Origin of the sequence: Gordonia insulae (assembly GCF_003855095.1) — a bacterium.
Taxonomy (GTDB): Bacteria; Actinomycetota; Actinomycetes; order Mycobacteriales; family Mycobacteriaceae; genus Gordonia; species Gordonia insulae.
This window is the reverse complement of record NZ_CP033972.1, coordinates 4,964,589-4,981,113: the sequence shown is the minus strand read 5'-3', so window position 1 is coordinate 4,981,113 and position 16,525 is coordinate 4,964,589. Positions and strand designations below refer to the sequence as shown.

At 66.5% G+C, this 16,525-nt stretch carries 15 protein-coding genes; 8 read left to right on the top strand and 7 right to left on the bottom strand.

Annotated features, from left to right (window positions below; all coding sequences use genetic code 11):
- Window positions 1-9 precede the first annotated feature (9 nt).
- Window positions 10-567, top strand: coding sequence for a YdcF family protein (locus D7316_RS22745; protein ID WP_124710285.1), 558 nt, complete (start codon window positions 10-12; stop codon window positions 565-567).
- Here D7316_RS22745 and D7316_RS22740 read toward each other — a convergent pair.
- The 6 genes from D7316_RS22740 to D7316_RS22715 form a co-directional block, all read right to left on the bottom strand.
- Window positions 558-2,309 (bottom strand): dipeptide ABC transporter ATP-binding protein, encoded by a 1,752-nt coding sequence (locus tag D7316_RS22740; RefSeq protein ID WP_124710284.1) that lies wholly within the window; start codon window positions 2,307-2,309, stop codon window positions 558-560. The two genes, D7316_RS22745 and D7316_RS22740, sit on opposite strands and share 10 nt — an antisense overlap.
- Window positions 2,306-3,187, bottom strand: coding sequence for an ABC transporter permease (locus D7316_RS22735; protein WP_124710283.1), 882 nt, complete (start codon window positions 3,185-3,187; stop codon window positions 2,306-2,308). The genes D7316_RS22740 and D7316_RS22735 overlap by 4 nt, the downstream gene beginning before the upstream one ends.
- A 4-nt stretch (window positions 3,188-3,191) precedes the next feature.
- Window positions 3,192-4,148, bottom strand: coding sequence for an ABC transporter permease (locus D7316_RS22730; RefSeq protein ID WP_124710282.1), 957 nt, complete (start codon window positions 4,146-4,148; stop codon window positions 3,192-3,194).
- 3 nt (window positions 4,149-4,151) lie between these two features.
- Complete coding sequence (locus tag D7316_RS22725; protein WP_124710281.1) at window positions 4,152-5,891, bottom strand: ABC transporter substrate-binding protein; 1,740 nt, start codon at window positions 5,889-5,891, stop codon at window positions 4,152-4,154.
- Window positions 5,892-6,154: 263 nt separating this feature from the next.
- Window positions 6,155-7,318, bottom strand: coding sequence for an acyl-CoA dehydrogenase (locus D7316_RS22720; RefSeq protein ID WP_124710280.1), 1,164 nt, complete (start codon window positions 7,316-7,318; stop codon window positions 6,155-6,157).
- A gap of 118 nt (window positions 7,319-7,436) precedes the next feature.
- A complete protein-coding gene (locus D7316_RS22715; RefSeq protein ID WP_124710279.1) occupies window positions 7,437-8,159 on the bottom strand; it encodes a TetR family transcriptional regulator in 723 nt (240 codons plus the stop codon).
- Window positions 8,160-8,351: 192 nt separating this feature from the next.
- Between D7316_RS22715 and D7316_RS22710 the strand changes: the two genes are divergently transcribed.
- From D7316_RS22710 to D7316_RS22680, 7 genes are all read left to right on the top strand, one after another.
- Window positions 8,352-9,155: a hypothetical protein gene (locus D7316_RS22710; protein ID WP_124710278.1), complete on the top strand. Its 804-nt coding sequence runs from the start codon at window positions 8,352-8,354 to the stop codon at window positions 9,153-9,155.
- 204 nt (window positions 9,156-9,359) lie between these two features.
- Complete coding sequence (locus D7316_RS22705) at window positions 9,360-10,847, top strand: NCS1 family nucleobase:cation symporter-1 (RefSeq protein ID WP_124710277.1); 1,488 nt, start codon at window positions 9,360-9,362, stop codon at window positions 10,845-10,847.
- Window positions 10,844-11,515, top strand: coding sequence for an aspartate/glutamate racemase family protein (locus tag D7316_RS22700; protein ID WP_124710276.1), 672 nt, complete (start codon window positions 10,844-10,846; stop codon window positions 11,513-11,515). The genes D7316_RS22705 and D7316_RS22700 overlap by 4 nt, the downstream gene beginning before the upstream one ends.
- The gene (locus D7316_RS22695) at window positions 11,512-12,066 is read left to right on the top strand and encodes a nuclear transport factor 2 family protein (RefSeq protein ID WP_124710275.1); all 555 of its coding nucleotides are present in this window, start codon (window positions 11,512-11,514) and stop codon (window positions 12,064-12,066) included. Before D7316_RS22700 ends, D7316_RS22695 begins: the two co-directional genes overlap by 4 nt.
- 6 nt (window positions 12,067-12,072) lie before the next feature.
- A complete protein-coding gene (locus D7316_RS22690; protein ID WP_124710274.1) occupies window positions 12,073-13,053 on the top strand; it encodes an isopenicillin N synthase family dioxygenase in 981 nt (326 codons plus the stop codon).
- 24 nt (window positions 13,054-13,077) lie between these two features.
- The gene (locus D7316_RS22685; RefSeq protein ID WP_164473838.1) at window positions 13,078-13,680 is read left to right on the top strand and encodes a helix-turn-helix domain-containing protein; all 603 of its coding nucleotides are present in this window, start codon (window positions 13,078-13,080) and stop codon (window positions 13,678-13,680) included.
- A 108-nt stretch (window positions 13,681-13,788) separates the two neighbouring features.
- Window positions 13,789-15,825, top strand: a complete 2,037-nt coding sequence (locus tag D7316_RS22680; RefSeq protein ID WP_124710272.1) for an acyl-CoA dehydrogenase family protein — start codon at window positions 13,789-13,791, stop codon at window positions 15,823-15,825.
- Between the two features lie 33 nt (window positions 15,826-15,858).
- On the opposite strand, the gene D7316_RS22675 is transcribed toward D7316_RS22680, so the two are convergent.
- Window positions 15,859-16,521 carry a DUF3093 domain-containing protein gene (locus D7316_RS22675; protein ID WP_232017032.1) on the bottom strand — a complete coding sequence of 221 codons (663 nt, stop codon included), beginning with the start codon at window positions 16,519-16,521 and terminating at the stop codon, window positions 15,859-15,861.
- Between the last annotated feature and the right edge of the window lie 4 nt (window positions 16,522-16,525).

Genomic DNA, 16,525 nt, shown 5'->3' with positions numbered 1-16,525 from the left:
ACTCGTGCCATGCGTGTACGGATCGCCGCCCTGATGATCGCACTCGTCACCGTGCTGAGTGTCGCCGTCGCCGCGCCGGCACGGGCCGACACCGGCAGCCTCGGCGCCGGGAGTTCCGACCTGTTGTCGCCCAACAGCGTCTTCCTGTGGCAGAGCCCGCCCACGCGATACATCGTGGTGCTCGGCGCCAAGATGGGCACCTTCGGGCAGACACCGGCCATCCTGGAGCGTCGGATGAACGTCGCCGCCAACCTCGCGCTGAGCCACCCGTTCAACCGGATGATCGTGTCCGGCGGCAACACCTGGTGGCTGCCGGTGTCGGAGGCCCAGTTCATGAACGTCGGCCTGATCCGACGCGGCGTCCCGATGTGGCAGATGGTCAACGAGGGCGCGTCGACCAGCACCGTCGCCAACGCCACCAACACGGTCGCGATGCTCAAGCACATGGGCGCCACCGGCGCGCTGATCGTCACCAACGGTTTCCACATGCCCCGGGCGATGCAGGACTTCCGCGCGGCGGCCGGAAAGCAGCACGCCCGGTTGACCTTCCAGGCCGCCTACGCCTGAGCCGACAGCTGTGTGCCGGTGCCGGCGACACCGGGGATCGCGGCGATCAGCTCCCGCGTGTACGGGTGCGCCGGTGTCGTGAACACCTCCTCCACCGCACCGGTCTCGACCACCGATCCGCTGCGCATCACCGTCACCTGGTCGCCGATGAGTCGCACCACTCCCAGGTCGTGCGTCACGAAGACATAGCTCAGACCGAGCTCGGCCTGGAGGTCGACCAGCAGCTGCAGGATCTGCGCCTGCACCGAGACGTCGAGTGCGCTGACCGCCTCGTCGAGGATCACGATCTCCGGGTTGAGGGCCAGGGCACGGGCGATCGCCACACGTTGCCGCTGCCCTCCCGACAGCTCCCGGGGGAGCCGGCGAGCATGATCGCGATCCAGCGCGACGGCGTCGAGCAACTCACCAACGCGTTCCGCGCGGGCGCGCCTCGAAGAGCCGACGCCGAAGGCCACCAGCGGCTCGGCGATCAACCGCTCGACGGTGAACCGCGGATCCAGTGACGTGTAAGGGTTCTGGAACACGAACTGCAGATCCCGGCGCAGTTCCCGGAGCTGCTTGCGCCCGGCGGATGTGACGTCGGCGTCGCCGACCCGCACGCTGCCGCCGTCCGGTCTGGTGAACCCGGCCAGGATGCCCGCGAGCGTCGACTTGCCGGCGCCGGATTCGCCGACGATCGCGTGGGTGGTCCCGCGCAGCACCGTCAGGTCGACACCGTCGAGCGCGTGGAACTCGGCGCGCTTTCCCGCTCCGGGGACACGGTAGGTCTTGCTGAGGTTCTCGGCGACCAGCACCGGCTCGGGTGTGGACGTCGCGCCGGCGGGGTCGGCCGCGACGTCCGTCGCACGCGACGGCGTGAGCCGACCGGCATGCCGGCCCGGCGCCGCGGCCAGCAGGCGACGTGTGTACTCGTCGACCGCGTGCTCCGTGATGCCATCGGGCGTGCCGCTCTCGACGATCTCACCGTTGCGCATCACCAGGATTCGGTCCGACCGCTCGATCGCGACCCCGAGATCGTGGGTGACCAGCAGGACCCCGATGCCCAGTTCGGCGCCCAGGATGACCAGGTGATCGAGAATCACCTTCTGCACGGTCACGTCCAGCGCGCTGGTCGGCTCGTCGGCGACGATGATCTTCGGGTCACCGGCGAGCGCTATCGCGATCAGCGCACGCTGTTTCATACCACCGCTGAGCTCATGCGGGTACTGGTCGAAGACCCGCTCGGCATCGGTGAGGCCCGCGGTGCGCAGCGTCGCCAGCGCCGCTTCCCGCCAGCGCGCCTGGTTCAGCCGGGCGGTCCCGCCGAACCGCCCGGCCGGCTCGTTGAACCGCACGGCCTCGGCGACCTGATGACCGATCTTCTTGACGGGGTTCAGCGAGGTGTTCGGGTCCTGCGGGATGTACCCGATGTAGTTGCCGCGCACGCGGGTCATCCGACGGTCGTTCCAGCCGGTGACGTCGACGTCCGAGTAGCGGATACGGCCGCCGGTGACGCGCGCGTTGGCGGGCAACTGTCCGAGTGCGCCGAACACCACGGTGCTCTTGCCGGAGCCCGATTCCCCGACGAGCGAGACGAATTCGCCGGGCTCGACGCGCAGGCTCACACCGCGCACGGCCGGGTTCCACCGTCGATCGGTGCGGTACTCGATCACCAGGTCGCCGATGTCGAGCAACGGGTCCGCGATTGCGTCGGCTTCTGCACCGTCGACCCGAACATCGAGGGTCGGTACCGTCTGCGTCATGAGCCATGGCCCTTTCTGAAGGAGACACTGATCCGGTGGGTGGCGATCACCACGACCGCGAGTGCGATGCCGGGCATGACCGACACCCACGGATACTGCGAGATGTAGTCGCGTCCCTCCGCGACGAGCACTCCCCATTCGGGTTCCGGTGGCGGCGCGCCGTACCCGAGGAAGCCGAGGCCGGCGACGGCCAGGATCGCGGTACCGATCTCGAGCGCCGCCAGCGCCAGCACGGAGCTCACCGCGTTGGGGACGACATGTGTGACGACGATGGCGATCCGCCCCACGCCCAGGCCTTCGGCAGCCCGCACGTAGTCCCGCGAGGAGACGGTCATCACCTCGGCACGCATGACCCGCGCGAACGCCGCGATCGACGAGATACCGACGGCCAGCGCGATGTTGTAGGTCGAATAGCCCAGCACCGAGACCATGACCATGGCCAGCAGCAGACTGGGGATCGCGAGTGAGACGTCGGACAGACGCATCACCGCGGTGTCGACGAACCCACCGCGGAAACCGGCGATGAGACCGAGAACGGTACCGGCCCCGAAGGCGATCAGCACCGCGAGCAGGGTCGCGGCGATGGTGGTTCGCGCGCCATAGACGCTGCGCGCGTACAGGTCCCGGCCCAGCCGGTCGGTGCCGAACCAGTGTTCGGCGCTCGGACCCAGGAAGCTCGCGTCCGGGTTGCCGTCGTACGGACTGAACTGGGTGAAGAGTCCGGGCACGAGTGCCCAGCCGACGGCGATCAGCACGATCACCCAGGCCGCCACGAGGACCGGCTTGCGGACGAACGCCACCACCCGCTGACGAGCCGCCGCTGCGGTGCGGTCACCGCTGCGCAGGCCCCGGACAGCACCGACATCGATCGACGTCATGGCGTCACGCCCTTCCGCCGGTCGATGCGGCCACGGCCCGCAGTCGCGGGTCGAGCAGCGGATACACCAGGTCCACAGCCAGATTGATGACCGCGAAGGTCACCGCGACGAAGACCACCAGACCTTGGACCAGCGGCACGTCGAGCGTGCTGATCGCCGATTGCGTGAGCCGTCCGACGCCGGTCCGCGCGAACACCGTCTCGGTGATCACGGAACCGGCGATCAGATTGCCGAACGTGACGCCGGCGATGGTGAGCGCGGGCAGACTGGCGTTGCGGAAGACGTCACGGGTGAAGATCTGGGTGCGGTCGGCGCCCTTGGCCCTGCTGGTCGTGACATAACCGGACTGCAGCTCGGTGCCGAAGCTGCGCACCAGCAATTGCGCGATCGGCCCGGCAACCGGGATCGCCAGGGCCACGAGCGGGAGCACCAGGCTGCGCCATCCGTCGTCGCCGAACGCGGGGAACCAGCCGAGCCGGAAGGCGAAGAGCTGCAACAGCAGAATGCCCGACAGGAACACCGGTACCGACACCGCCGCGGTGGGCAGGGCCTCGACGAATCCGCGCAACCACTGGTTCCGGGTCGACGTGGCCACGACCGCGATCACGAAGGCGATGATGATGGCGAGGAACAGTGCACCGAATGCGAGGACCAGGGTGTGCGGCACCACCTCGCCGATCGAGGTGGTCACCGACTTCCCGGATTGCACCGAATTGCCGAAATCACCCTGAAGGGCCTGCCACAGTCGTGAGAAGTACTGCAGGACAACCGGTTGATTGAATCCGTAGTTGTCGCTGACCTGTTCCTTGACCTCCGGTGGGATCGTGTTGATGGTGGCCGGGTCGAAGAGCAGGTCCACCGGGTCGGCGGGCAGCACGAACAGCAGGACGAAGGTGACGGTGAAGGCGGCCCAGGCGACGAACACCGCCCGGCCCACCTTCCCCGCGACGTAACCGACCACGCCTCAGCCGTCCGCGCGGTTGTCGTCGGCTGCGCCCTTCCAGGCGGCGACGAACGAGTTGCGGGACTGCGCGTCGAAGACGATGCCGTGGATGTAGCCGGCGTGGGCGATGACCTGCGACGGGTTGTACACCGGATTGACCAGCGCGTACTTCTCCAGCAGGAGGTCCTGCGCAGCCTTGGTGTACTGCGCGCGCTGCGCGGGGTCCAACGTGGTCTCGATCTGTCCGAGCACCTTGGTGACCTCGGCCTGATCGATGCCCGGCGACTCCGGACCGATGTAGGCGCCGTTGCCGAGTTCGGGGCTGTACTGCAGATTCAGCACCGCCGGATCGTTGCGGGAGCGGTTGGCGGCCACCACGTTCCAGTCCGTCTTGGCCTTCGCCTGCTGCGCGGTGTAATCCGGGATCGGCACCACGGTCAGCTTCAGATCCACCCCGATCTTCTTCAGGTCCTGCTGGATCGACTCATAGGCGGGCGTGTTGACGACCAGGTTGTTGATGCCGAGCAGCTTCACCTCGAGCCGTTTGCCGCCCTTGACCCGGATACCGTCCGGGCCGGGCTTCCAGCCGGCGGCGTCGAGGATCTGCGCGGCCTTGTCCCGGTCGAATCGGACGACCGAGCCGCGATAGTCGGCATAGCCCGGCACGGACGGCTGCAGGACCGATGACGCAACCGAATACGACGGCGTGAGCACGGTCTTCGTCAGGGAGTCACGGTTCCAGCCGAGTTGGATCGCCTTGCGGACCGCTATGTCGTTGGTCGGGAACAGCTGGGAGTTGAAGTTGAAGTAGATCGCGGTGCCGGACACCGGGCGATAGATGATCTTGTATCCCTGTGCGATCAGGGCCTTCTCGTCGGTGGTACCGACGTCAAGCGTGGCGTCGATGGCGCCGGAGGTCAGCGACCCGGTGCGTACGCTTGCCTCGGGGATCGACCGGAACACGATGCGGTCGAGGTAGGCCTCGCCTTTGTGCTTGAGCGCCGGCGGGGCCCAGTCGTAACCCTTGCGCCGCGCCAGGACGGTCTCCACCTGCGGCTTCCAGCTCTCGTAGACGAACGGGCCGGTGCCGACCACCTTGGTGGCATCGGCCGAGCGCTGTTCGGCGGACAGCCGCAGCGTATTCGGCGACAGGAAGCCCGGCCCGGCGTTGGCGGTGAACGAGACCGCCTGCAGCGCACTGGCGAGAGGGCGCTCGAAGCGCAGGCGCACGGTGTGGTCGTCGATGACGTCGGTGCCGACGTAGCCGGGGAACAGTGGGGCACCGTTCGGGGTGATGCCGAGCGCTGGATCACCCTTGATGTACTGGTCGAAGTTGAGCTTGACCGCCTGCGCGTCGAACGGCAGACCGTCGCTGAAGGTGACCCCCTTGTGGAGCTTGAACGTGAACTCGGTCAGCGCCGGGTTGTATGTCCACGACTCCGCCAGCCACGGGGTGACGTCGCCGGTCTTCGGGTCCTGCCAGAGCAGTTTGTCGGTGACGTTGCCGGCGATGAGGGACTCCGCGTAGTTGGTGCCCCACTGGGGGTCCGGACTGCGCTGATAGTCGATCAGGGAGAAGTTCAGGGTGCCGCCCCGGACCGGGGTGCCATCGCCTCCGGCTGCCGTGTCGCCGGAACCTCCGCGGGCCACGACGACGCCGATGACCACGATCGCCACCAGTGCCAGCGCACCGGCGATCCACGGCCAGCGCCGTCGCTGTGCGGAATCAGATTGCTCGATCGAACTGCGAAGGTCAGACATCGGTCACTTTCGGATGATGAGATGGTCGGCCGGAGCCGGGGTCTCGCGGTCGGTGGACCGTCGAGTCGAAATCCCCTGGCTCCGGCGCAAATCATCCATTCGACCGGCGCGGGACGGCACCTTTGCGTTCAGCTTGATCGCAAGACACCCTGCCGTGATCGAGGCGCTCGACAGCCTCGACCACACAAAACATTCTGTCGCGCATACATTTCGGTCCCGCTCCCCCGACAGGGAGAGCGGGACCGAGATGGTTGAGGAGAACCTCAGCGCAGCAGTGCGCGGCTCATCACCACGCGCTGGATCTGGTTGGTGCCCTCGTAGATCTGGGTGATCTTGGCGTCGCGCATCATGCGCTCGACCGGGAAGTCGCGGGTGTAGCCGGCACCACCGAACAGCTGGACGGCGTCGGTGGTGACCTCCATCGCGACATCGGATGCGAAGCACTTGGATGCCGCAGAGATGAACCCGAGGTTCTTCTCGCCACGCTCGGCACGGGCCGCCGAGGTGTAGACCATCAGACGAGCGGCCTCGACCTTCATCGCCATGTCGGCGATCATGAACTCGACGCCCTGGAACTTGCTGATCGTCTGACCGAACTGCTTACGGTCCTTGACGTATTCGATGGCCTTGTCGAGCGCACCCTGCGCGATACCGACGGCCTGCGCGCCGATCGTCGGGCGGGTGTGGTCGAGGGTCTGCAGCGCGGTCTTGAAGCCGGTGCCCTCGTCGCCGACGATGCGATCCTCCGGGATGGTGCAGTCCTCGAAGTAGAGCTCCGCGGTGGGCGATCCCTTGATGCCGAGCTTCTTCTCCAGCGGGCCGACGGTGAAGCCCGGATCATCTTTGTGGACCATGAACGAGGAGATGCCGTTGGCACCCTTCTCCGGGTCGGTGACCGCCATGACGGTGTACCAGGACGACTTGCCGCCGTTGGTGATCCAGCACTTGGAGCCGTTGATCACCCAGTTGCTGCCATCCTTGCGTGCACGGGTCTTCATCGACCCGGCATCGGAACCGGCCTCACGCTCGGAGAGCGCATACGACGCCATCGCCTCGCCGGACGCGATCGAGGGCAGTACCTGCTTCTTGAGCTCGTCGGAGCCATTGAGGATCAGACCCATCGTGCCGAGCTTGTTGACTGCTGGGATGAGCGACGACGATGCACAGACCCGCGCGACCTCCTCGATCACGATGCAGGCGGCGACCGAATCGGCACCCTGACCGTCGTACTCGTCGGGCACGTGGATGGCGTTGAAGCCGGACGCCACGAGGGCATCGAGTGCCTCCTGCGGGAACCGGGAGTTCTCGTCGACGTCCGCGGCGTGCGGCTCGATCTCCTTCTCCGAGAGCGCGCGGATGGCCTCGCGCAGCGCGACGTGCTCCTCGGGCAGTTCGAAGACGTTGAAGCCGGGGTTACCGAATCCCATGATCACTCCTTACGACACAGCGTCCACACTCTCCGAAAGCGCGACACTGCGTGCCAATGTTTCGTTTCATATTACCGCAGTCCGGCACTCAGTGCCATCTTGCGTCCTGTGGTTTCTCTCATTGTCTGCCATCCCGACGATCTGCACGCAGTTGTTCCCGGACCCGGCGGGCGATCTCGTCCGGTGCGGTACCCGCCGGATAGGTGACCACGGTGACCACCCCTCCCACCTCGGCCGACGCCGACTGCGGAACTCCGGGTGACGCCATGAAACCGGCCCGCACCCGATCGAGCTCGGCACGCAGCCGATCAATGGTCGCGTCGACGTCGCCGCGGATCATCGACCGGAGCAGATAGTTGTGCGCGCCGGTGACCGCAGCCGCGTAGGCGACGACGCGTGCGGGCGATTCCGCAGGCAGTCGCGGGCGCAGGAAGTCCTCGAACAGCCGTTGATAGCGGTAGGTGGTGACGAGCTCGCGATCGCGGAGCGCCGGTGACTCCTGGACCACCTGGAAGCGGCGTACCGCCAGCTCACGGGTGTCACGAAAGTGCAGGAAGACCCGCTCGGCGGCGGTGCACACGGCCACCCACGGATCGTCGTCGGCCGTGTCGAGGTGCGCGGCCACCTGTGCCAGCAGCGCCTCGTGGTCGGCGAAGATGACGTCTTCCTTGGCACCGAACTGGCGGAAGAACGTCCGTCGGGATATCCCCGCCGCCGCGGCGATCTGTTCGACGGTGGTCGACTCGTACCCCTGCTCGGAGAACAGCCTGATCGACTCGGCGACCACGTGGACCCGGAAGTCGGCGGGGTCGTCGGGGGCCGTCTCGATGGTGCTCGACATGATTGTCAGTATCGCCGACGATCGAGCCGGCAACGGTTCGGGCGCCGTCTGCGGGAACATCTCGCTGTCGACGGGCATCCAAGAGATATGGCGATTCCCGACCCCTACTGCTCGACCGTTCCTCGGTCCACGCCCCTTCCGGGTGGTGGCATCCGCGTCCACTCGATCGCGACGCCGGCGATGATCGGAGCAATGGCCAGAGCCGAGTACCTCGGTAATCGTGTGATCTGGGCGGTCCTGATCCCGGCACTCGTACTCGGGCCCGTGGCGATCTCGGCAGTCGACGGTCACCTGATGGATTCCCGGTCTCCACTGGTGTTCGCGGGCACGTCCATGGTCATCGGTGTGGCCACGATGGCAGGTTTCGCCCTCGCGCTGCTGTTCGTGACCGCGCCCCGCGCGTGGCGACTGAAGTTGCCGTCGGGAAGTCCGGTCTTCGCCGATTTCGGTCCGGAGGTCATCGGAATCGGTTGGGCCGGCCACCACCGCACCGTGGCACGCACGCACGTGACCCGGGTCCGCCGGATCGGGTCCGTCCTGCACGTGCGCGGCGCGGAGGCGACGCTGCTGTTGCCACTCGACCTGGTGCCGGCATCGGTTGCGGCGGAGTTGCTCTCGGTCACGAGGCACACCCGGCCGCCGTCACCGCGCCGACCGACGGAAGCCCGACGCGCCCCCGAACCATGTGCGGTCCGGTCGGAGCGCGAATGGGGCGGCATCACCTACACCAGCGCCATCGCCGACGATGTTCTGACCGAGCGGCTCTCGTCGTCGGTGCGCCGCAGCCCCGCCGATTTCGGTCCGCAGCGAATCAGTGTTCGCCTCGGTCCACTGCTGGAGTCATTCGGTGTCGATCGGATCTCCGATGTGCGGCACGTCGATTCGGCATTGGTGTTTCGTCTGCACAGTCCGTCGGCCGGAGTCGTGATACCCGATGAGTTGGTGCCGACCCGAATCGGCCGAGGCCTGCTACGGCGATTCGGGCCGGAGCGCTGAGCTTCCGGAGTTGCCGTCGGGCCGGCGAACGAACTCTGCCGGCAAGGGTTCGCCCATGACACGCGCCGGACCGCTCGCCGTCGCTGGTGCGGAGGCCCTGGAGAGTTCTCCCGCCCGTAACCGCCGGTAACCCGCACGCAACATTCACCAGGCAGTTTAAGTATCACTTCAATTAAGTGTTTCTTAAACTCCAAGGTGAGAACCATGTCTACATCTCTTCGGCCAGAACTGGCCACGGCGGACCTACCCGTTCCGCCAGACCCGCGACTCACGAACGCGGACCTCCTGCCCACCAAAGAGCGTCGCTGGGGCGTCTACAGCATCTTCGCGCTGTGGATGGCCGATACCCACGCCATCAGCAACTACACCTTTGCCGCGGGATTGTTCGTCCTTGGGCTGACCCCGTGGCAGGTGTTTGCGTCACTACTCATCGGCATCAGCGTGGTCTGCTGGTTCATGAATCGCATGGGACTGGCGGGCCACACCACCGGGGTCCCCTTCCCCGTGCTCGCCCGCGCCAGTTTCGGCGTCTTCGGCGCCAATCTCCCCGCGCTCGTCCGCGCCGTCATGGCCATCTTCTGGTACGGAATCCAGACCTGGCTGGCCTCGGTCGCGCTGGTGGTGCTGACCGTGCAACTCGCTCCATCGCTGGACACCTATACGCAGAACTCGTTTCTCGGGTTGTCGACGCTCGGCTGGGCGGCATTCATGTTCATGTGGTTGCTGCAGCTGCTCCTGCTCACGCGGGGGATGGAGTTCATCCGCCGAACGCAGGACTGGCTGACCGGCCCGCTGGTCTGGATCGTGATGATCTGCCTGGCGGGATACCTTCTCGTGAAATCCGACTGGTCCATCAGCCTGACCGATTCGTTGAAGCCGATGAGCGGCCCCGACCAGGCCCATCAGATGCTTGTCGCAATCAGCCTCACTGTCGCGACGTTCCTGACGCTGGTACTGAACTACGCGGACTTCTCCCGATTCACCAAGACCAAGCGCTCCTACCTGCTCGGCAACATCCTGGGCCTGCCCATCAACTTCACGCTGTTTGCCGTCGCCTCGGTCCTGACCACCGCCGGGAGTGTAGTGGTGTTCGGGGAACTGCTGACCGAGCCCGTGGAGATCGTCGCGGCGATCGACAATCCCGCGGTGACGATCATCGGCGCAGCCACGTTTGTCATCGCCACCATCGGGATCAATGTGGTCGCCAACTTCGTCTCTCCCGCATACGATCTCGCAAACCTGTGGCCTTCGCGGATCAATTTCACCCGTGGCGGTCTGATCGCCGCGGTGCTGGCCGTTCTCGTCACGCCGTGGAACCTGTACTCCAACCCGGTGGTCGTCAACTATTTCCTCGGCGCACTGGCCGCATTCCTCGGACCGCTTGTGGCGATCCTGCTGGTCGACTTCTACCTCATCCGGCGTCGCTCGATCGACGTCGATGCACTGTTCGACGCGCGTGAGGGAGCGCCATATGTCTACCGCCGGGGCTGGAATCCTCGCGCCCTCATCGCGTTCGTCCCCTCCGCCGCGGCGTGTGCCGTCCTTGCGCTGGTACCGGCATTCGCCACGGTCGCGCCGTTCGCATGGATTCTGGGGATGGTCGTCGCAGGCGCGATCTATCTGACCCTCAACCGCTCTCGTCCGTCGAGCGACCCGAGCGTCGACCTCACCGAGTCGGTGACCGCGCGATGAACCTGACGATCATCAATCCCAACCGGCTCGACCAGTGCACCCGTCGGATCGACGAGTACGCCCGACGGTGGTTTCCCGACATCGACATCAGCGTTGTGGCACCGACTTTCGGCCCACGCGAACTCGCCGGGGAGTACGAGACCCAACTCTGCGCGACAGGTGTGCTCGATCAGATCACCGGCGCCGACCCCACAACCGATGCCTTCGTGCTGGCCGGCTTCGCCGAGCCCGGTACCGAAGCGGCACGCGAAGTAGCCGCATGCCCCGTGGTGGACATCACCGAGGCGGGGCCCATGCGGGCGCTGCTGTTCGGCCGGAGGTACGCGATCATCACCAGCACCCGAGCGGTGATCCCTGCGGTCGAGGACCGGATTCGCTGCCTGGGTCTCGACCAACGTGCCCTGCCGATCAGCGCGGTCGACATGGGCGTGGCCGAGATGTTGGACAAGCCAGATGATCTCGCGGGCGCGGTCGAGCGTGAATTGCACCGGCTGGCACGTGCGGGACACACCGGCGCAGTGGTACTGGGCTGCGGCGGGATGACCGGCGTCGCCGAGAGGGTCGCCATCCCCGACGGGATCACCGTCGTCGACCCGGTGCGCGCTGCCGTCGCCACGGCAGCCGCGATCGTTGCCGAACAATCCAATCGAACCGAGAGCCTCATATGACCATCACCGATCATCACGCAGCCCTCACCGAACTCGTTGCCCGATCTGCGATCTCCGATCGCATGTCGGCCTATCTCGACAGTTGCGACGTGTCCAAGGACGCCGATGAGATCGCCGGGCATTTCACCTTCGACGGGATCTGGGAAGGTGTCGGCAGGAACGTCGAATTCGGTCGTGCGCAAGGCACTGCGGCGATCGCCGCGCTGTTCGCCGATGTCCCGCAACGTCAACCGTTCACGGTTCACTACCTGACCAATCCCCGCATCGAGATCGACGGCAACGTCGCCGTGGGTCGGTGGCTGTGCTTCGAACCGTCCACCATCCGACAGGGCACGATGCCGGTGTGGATCGGCCTGCGTTACGAGGTCGATTTCCGAGAGGTGCAGAACTCGTGGCTGATCGCGCATCTGCGCTGCGACACGCTGTTCGCGACCCCCTACGACATCGGCTGGGGCAAGGAAATGTTCACCGCGGTCACCGCCACCGAGCCGCGGACATCCACCCCGGATCCCGTCGGTCACCAGTCACCGTTCACCCCGTCAGAGGATTGAGATACCGTGCAGAGCACAGTCACCCAGACCGCAGATATTCCCGTCATCGACATCAGCTCCCTCCGTGAGGGTTCGGCACGTCGACGGCTCGAGATCGGGCAGCGCATCGATGAGGCCAACCGTCGAGTCGGCTTTCTGGTCATCGTCGGCCACGGGGTCGATGACGACCTCATCGCTGCCATGCACGACGTCACCGAGGAGTTCTTCGGACTTCCCGACTCGGTCAAGGACCGGAGTCGACAGCCGGCCCCCGAGATCAGCCGAGGTTTCATACCGGCCCGAGCACGCTCCCTGGCCGCATCGGACGGCGGGTCGGGCGAACGCGACTACGTCGAATACTTCGCCGCCGGGCGGTCGGAGCTGTCCGGCACCGGCGTGTTCGATCATCGCAACATCTGGCCGCACGCGCCGAACGATTTCCGGAGCACCTGGCAGAACTACTACACGGCTCTGGAAGCCGTGGGCAACGTCCTGCTACGCGGCTTTGCGCTGGGTCTCGACCTCGATGAGGAGTACTTCCACTCCACCTGCGCCGATCATTGTTCGGTCCTGTTCGCGAACGGCTATCCGCCGGCCGACGCTCCGCCCGCACCGGGTTCCGTGCGTCTCGGTGCGCACACCGACTACGGGAGCCTGACAATCCTGTATCGCGACGAACGACCGAGCGGTCTGCAGGTGCGCCAGAATGGCGCGTGGCTTCCGGTGCCCGACATTCCGGGGTCGTTCGTGGTCAACATCGGTGACCTCATGGCGCGTTGGACAAACGACCGATGGGTGTCGACTCTGCATCGGGTGGCACACCCGCCGGTCGCTTCACTCGGTGAACGCCGCCTGTCGATTCCGTACTTCCATCAGCCCGCCCCGGACGCGGAGATCGCGGCCATCCCCACGTGCGTGACCGACGGCGCAGCACCCAAGTATCCGCCGATCACGTCCGGTCAGAACTACCTGGAGAAGACACGGCGATCGATGACTGCCGTGTCGTGAGCAGTGGAGCGGTTGAATGAGGGGGTGGAAAACCAACCGACCGATGGTGGACGAGAGAATCCCGCTCCGCTGGGCGCCGCCTTGCGCGTGGCCCGACGCGCCCGTGCACTCACCCTGCAGCAGGTGGCGTCGGCAGTCGGGATCTCGGCGAGCGCGCTCAGCCAGATCGAGAACGGCAAGACCCAGCCGACGATGAAGAGGCTCTACGATCTCGTCGAGTTCCTCGATGTGCCGCTCGACGAGGTGTTCGGTGGGGGCGTGGACGTGGAAGTCGGTTCGGTTCTCGTCAGCCGGACCGGAGATCACACAGAGATCGCCCTCGAAGACGGTGTCGTCTGGAAGCAGATCAATCCCCCGGACGAATCGCACACCGAAGTACTTGTCGTCGACTATCCACCTGGCGCCCGGACCTCCGACTCCACCGAGTTCATCCGCCACCGCGGCCGCGAAACCGGTTACGTGCTGAGCGGGACGCTGGTGATCGAGCTCGGCGAGGTGATCCACACCATCTCACGAGGGGACTCGATCACCTTCGACTCGTCGGTGCCGCATCGTGTGTCCAACCCGCATGAAGTCGCAGCGCAGGCGGTGTGGGTCACCTTTGCGCACAACGCGCCGGTCCGGTAGCCACGGCGGGAGGGTGGGCCGAAGGTGATCGATCCGACACCACCGACCACCCGTAGCAGCCGCCACAAACCGCTCAACTCGCGACGATCCAGTACGTAACGTGGAGGCATGGCAACTCCCATCGAGAGTCCGGAAACGCCCACTGCCGCGGAGGCCGGGGTCACCGACGATCCCGAGGCCGTCACCCCGCCGACCGACGATCTGAGCGCGGATGAGCGAGCCCTGCTCGTCGAGAACCTTCGCTTCGTGCTCGACGGTCGGTGGCGGTCCACTCGCGACACCGTCCGCGAGAACGCCGACCGCGCGGATCTCCTGCCCGATCCGTCGCGCACACTCGACGAGGCGCGCGCACGCATGCTCGAGGAGATGCGCGAACTCGCCCAGAACGGCTTCGCCGCAGCGGGATTCGCCACCGACCACGGCGGCACCGGCGACATCGGCGCGTCCATCACCGCGATCGAGATGCTCGGCTACGCCGACCTGTCGTTGATGGTGAAGTCCGGCGTGCAGTGGGGTCTGTTCGGTGGCGCGGTGGAGAACCTGGGCACCGCGCGACACCACGACCGCTACGTCACCGACATCATCAACCTCGACCTGCTCGGCTGTTTCGCGATGACCGAGACCGGCCACGGATCGAACGTCCAGGCGCTGGAGACCACGGCCACCTACGACCCCGCGACCCAGGAGTTCGTGATCGACTCGCCGTCGCCGTCGGCGCGCAAGGACTACATCGGCGGAGCCGGGCAGCATGCCACGGTGGCCGCCGTCTTCGCACAGCTGATCACCGCCGGGCCCGGCGAGGAGCCGTCGAGCCGCGGGGTGCACTGCTTTGTGGTGCCGATCCGCGACGCCGACGGCAACGACCTGCCCGGCGTCACCACCAGCGACTGCGGTTACAAAGGCGGACTGGCCGGCGTCGACAACGGCCGGATCATGTTCGATCAGGTCCGTGTACCGGCCGAGAATCTCCTCAACCGCTACGCCGACGTCGAGGCCGACGGCACCTACACCTCCCCGATCGAGAACCCGAACCGTCGGTTCTTCACGATGCTCGGCACCCTGATCCGCGGACGGATCAGCGTCGCGGCGACAGCCGGGGCGGCCGGACGCAAGGCGCTGACCTTGGCCACTCGTTACGGGCTGATCCGCAAGCAGTTCGAGGCCCCCGACGCGACCGACGAGATCGTCGTCATGGACTACATTGCCCACCAGCGAAAGCTGTTGCCACTCATCGCCAAGTCGTACGCCATCGCGTGCGCGCAGAACGAACTCACCAGCGAGCTGCACGAGGTGCAGTCCGCCGCCCCCGACGACTCCGACGCCGGACGCCAACGGCAGCTCGAGAGCGACGCCGCGGGCATCAAGGCCTACGCCACCTGGCATGCGTCGAACACCATCAACGTGTGCCGCGAAGCGTGTGGTGGCGCAGGCTATCTGGACGAGAACCAGCTCTCGATCATGCGTGGCGACATCGACGTGTTCACCACCTTCGAGGGTGACAACACGGTGTTGACGCAGTTGGTCGGCAAGGAATTGCTCTCCGCCTACTCCGACGACGTGCAGGGACTGACGACGGCCGGGTGGGTGCGATTCGTCGTCGGGATGGCGCGCGACGTCGTCGTGGAGAAGACCGCGGTGCGCCAGGTGGTCCAGACACTGCTCGAGGGCTCCGACGAGGACACCGAGAAGTCGAACCTGACCAACCGCGGCACCCAGATCCGGCTGTTCCGCAATCGGGAGAATCACCTCATCCGGACGTGCGCGCAACGGCTGCGGGTGGCGCTCGACGATGGCAACGACGCGTTCAAGGTGTTCAACAACGCCCAGGACCACCTGCTCAAGGCCGGTCAGGCGCACACCGAGCGGGTGGTGCTCGAATCATTCATCCAGGCCATCAACGACTGCGATTCCCGTTCGGCGGCCGAGCTTCTCGGCAAGGTGTGCGACCTGTTCGTCTACTCGGCGCTCGAGGACGACATGGCGTGGTTCCTGATGCACCGGCAGGTGTCGGTGGAGCGGGCCAAGGCCGTCCGCCGCGGCGTGAACGAGCTGTGCCAGGAGCTGCGACCGCACGCGCGCAGCCTGGTCGACGCATTCGGGGTGCCGGAGAAACTGCTCGCCGCGCCGATGCTCGAGCACGCCTGAGGCCCGGACGGACACCGACCCGGCCGTCGACCCTTATCCGTCGGCGTCGGACCGTCCGCGTGGCGGCAGACCCATCTGCACTGCCTGATGCGCTTCGGTGAGCTCGCGGCGGAATCGCTCGACGTCGCGGGCCCACGCCTGCACGACGGTGCCGTCGGCCAGTTCCACCCCGATCCCCTTGCGGCGGCGCGGCACCGCGGGCAGTTCACCGATGGCCCGGGCGCTCTCCCACGTCTGGTGCTCGGGTCCGTTGTTGGCGGGCAGGACCTTCGCGATGTCCGTCAGCGGGATGGTCTTGGTGCCCTCGCGCAGGGTGGCCTCGGTGAGCCGGACACTGACGTGGGTGCGGGCGGCGTACACCTGCACCAACGAGAAGCCGATCAGGATGACCGCGAAGATGCTCAGGACCGGCCAGTGCACCTGTCCCGGCCCCGCGATCTCCAGGGCGAGGACCGCGCCGATCAGCACGGGTCCGATCGCGACCACCCACCAACTGCCGCCGGGCTCGTAGAAGAGCACCTCCCCCTCGTCGACAGGCGGTACGGGCTCCGGATCGTCGCCGGCTTCCGGTTCTGGCTCCGGCTCTGGCTCTGGCTCTGTCTCTGGCTCTGGCTCTGGCTCTGGCTCTTCGGCCAGGATCTCGTCGTCGGGGTCTGCCGAGGGGTCGACGGGCCGGGAGTCGTCCGGTTCGGTCACGTCG

Excerpts from the sequence above, each read along its gene's own strand:
- D7316_RS22735 (WP_124710283.1), bottom strand. The coding sequence starts at position 3,187 with ATGACGTCGATCGATGTCGGTGCTGTCCGGGGCCTGCGCAGCGGTGAC.
- D7316_RS22700 (WP_124710276.1), top strand. The coding sequence starts at position 10,844 with ATGAACCTGACGATCATCAATCCCAACCGGCTCGACCAGTGCACCCGT.
- D7316_RS22695 (WP_124710275.1), top strand. The coding sequence starts at position 11,512 with ATGACCATCACCGATCATCACGCAGCCCTCACCGAACTCGTTGCCCGA.
- D7316_RS22740 (WP_124710284.1), bottom strand. The coding sequence starts at position 2,309 with ATGACGCAGACGGTACCGACCCTCGATGTTCGGGTCGACGGTGCAGAA.
- D7316_RS22705 (WP_124710277.1), top strand. The coding sequence starts at position 9,360 with ATGTCTACATCTCTTCGGCCAGAACTGGCCACGGCGGACCTACCCGTT.
- D7316_RS22710 (WP_124710278.1), top strand. The coding sequence starts at position 8,352 with ATGGCCAGAGCCGAGTACCTCGGTAATCGTGTGATCTGGGCGGTCCTG.
- D7316_RS22745 (WP_124710285.1), top strand. The coding sequence starts at position 10 with ATGCGTGTACGGATCGCCGCCCTGATGATCGCACTCGTCACCGTGCTG.
- D7316_RS22725 (WP_124710281.1), bottom strand. The coding sequence starts at position 5,891 with ATGTCTGACCTTCGCAGTTCGATCGAGCAATCTGATTCCGCACAGCGA.
- D7316_RS22680 (WP_124710272.1), top strand. The coding sequence starts at position 13,789 with ATGGCAACTCCCATCGAGAGTCCGGAAACGCCCACTGCCGCGGAGGCC.
- D7316_RS22720 (WP_124710280.1), bottom strand. The coding sequence starts at position 7,318 with ATGGGATTCGGTAACCCCGGCTTCAACGTCTTCGAACTGCCCGAGGAG.
- D7316_RS22715 (WP_124710279.1), bottom strand. The coding sequence starts at position 8,159 with ATGTCGAGCACCATCGAGACGGCCCCCGACGACCCCGCCGACTTCCGG.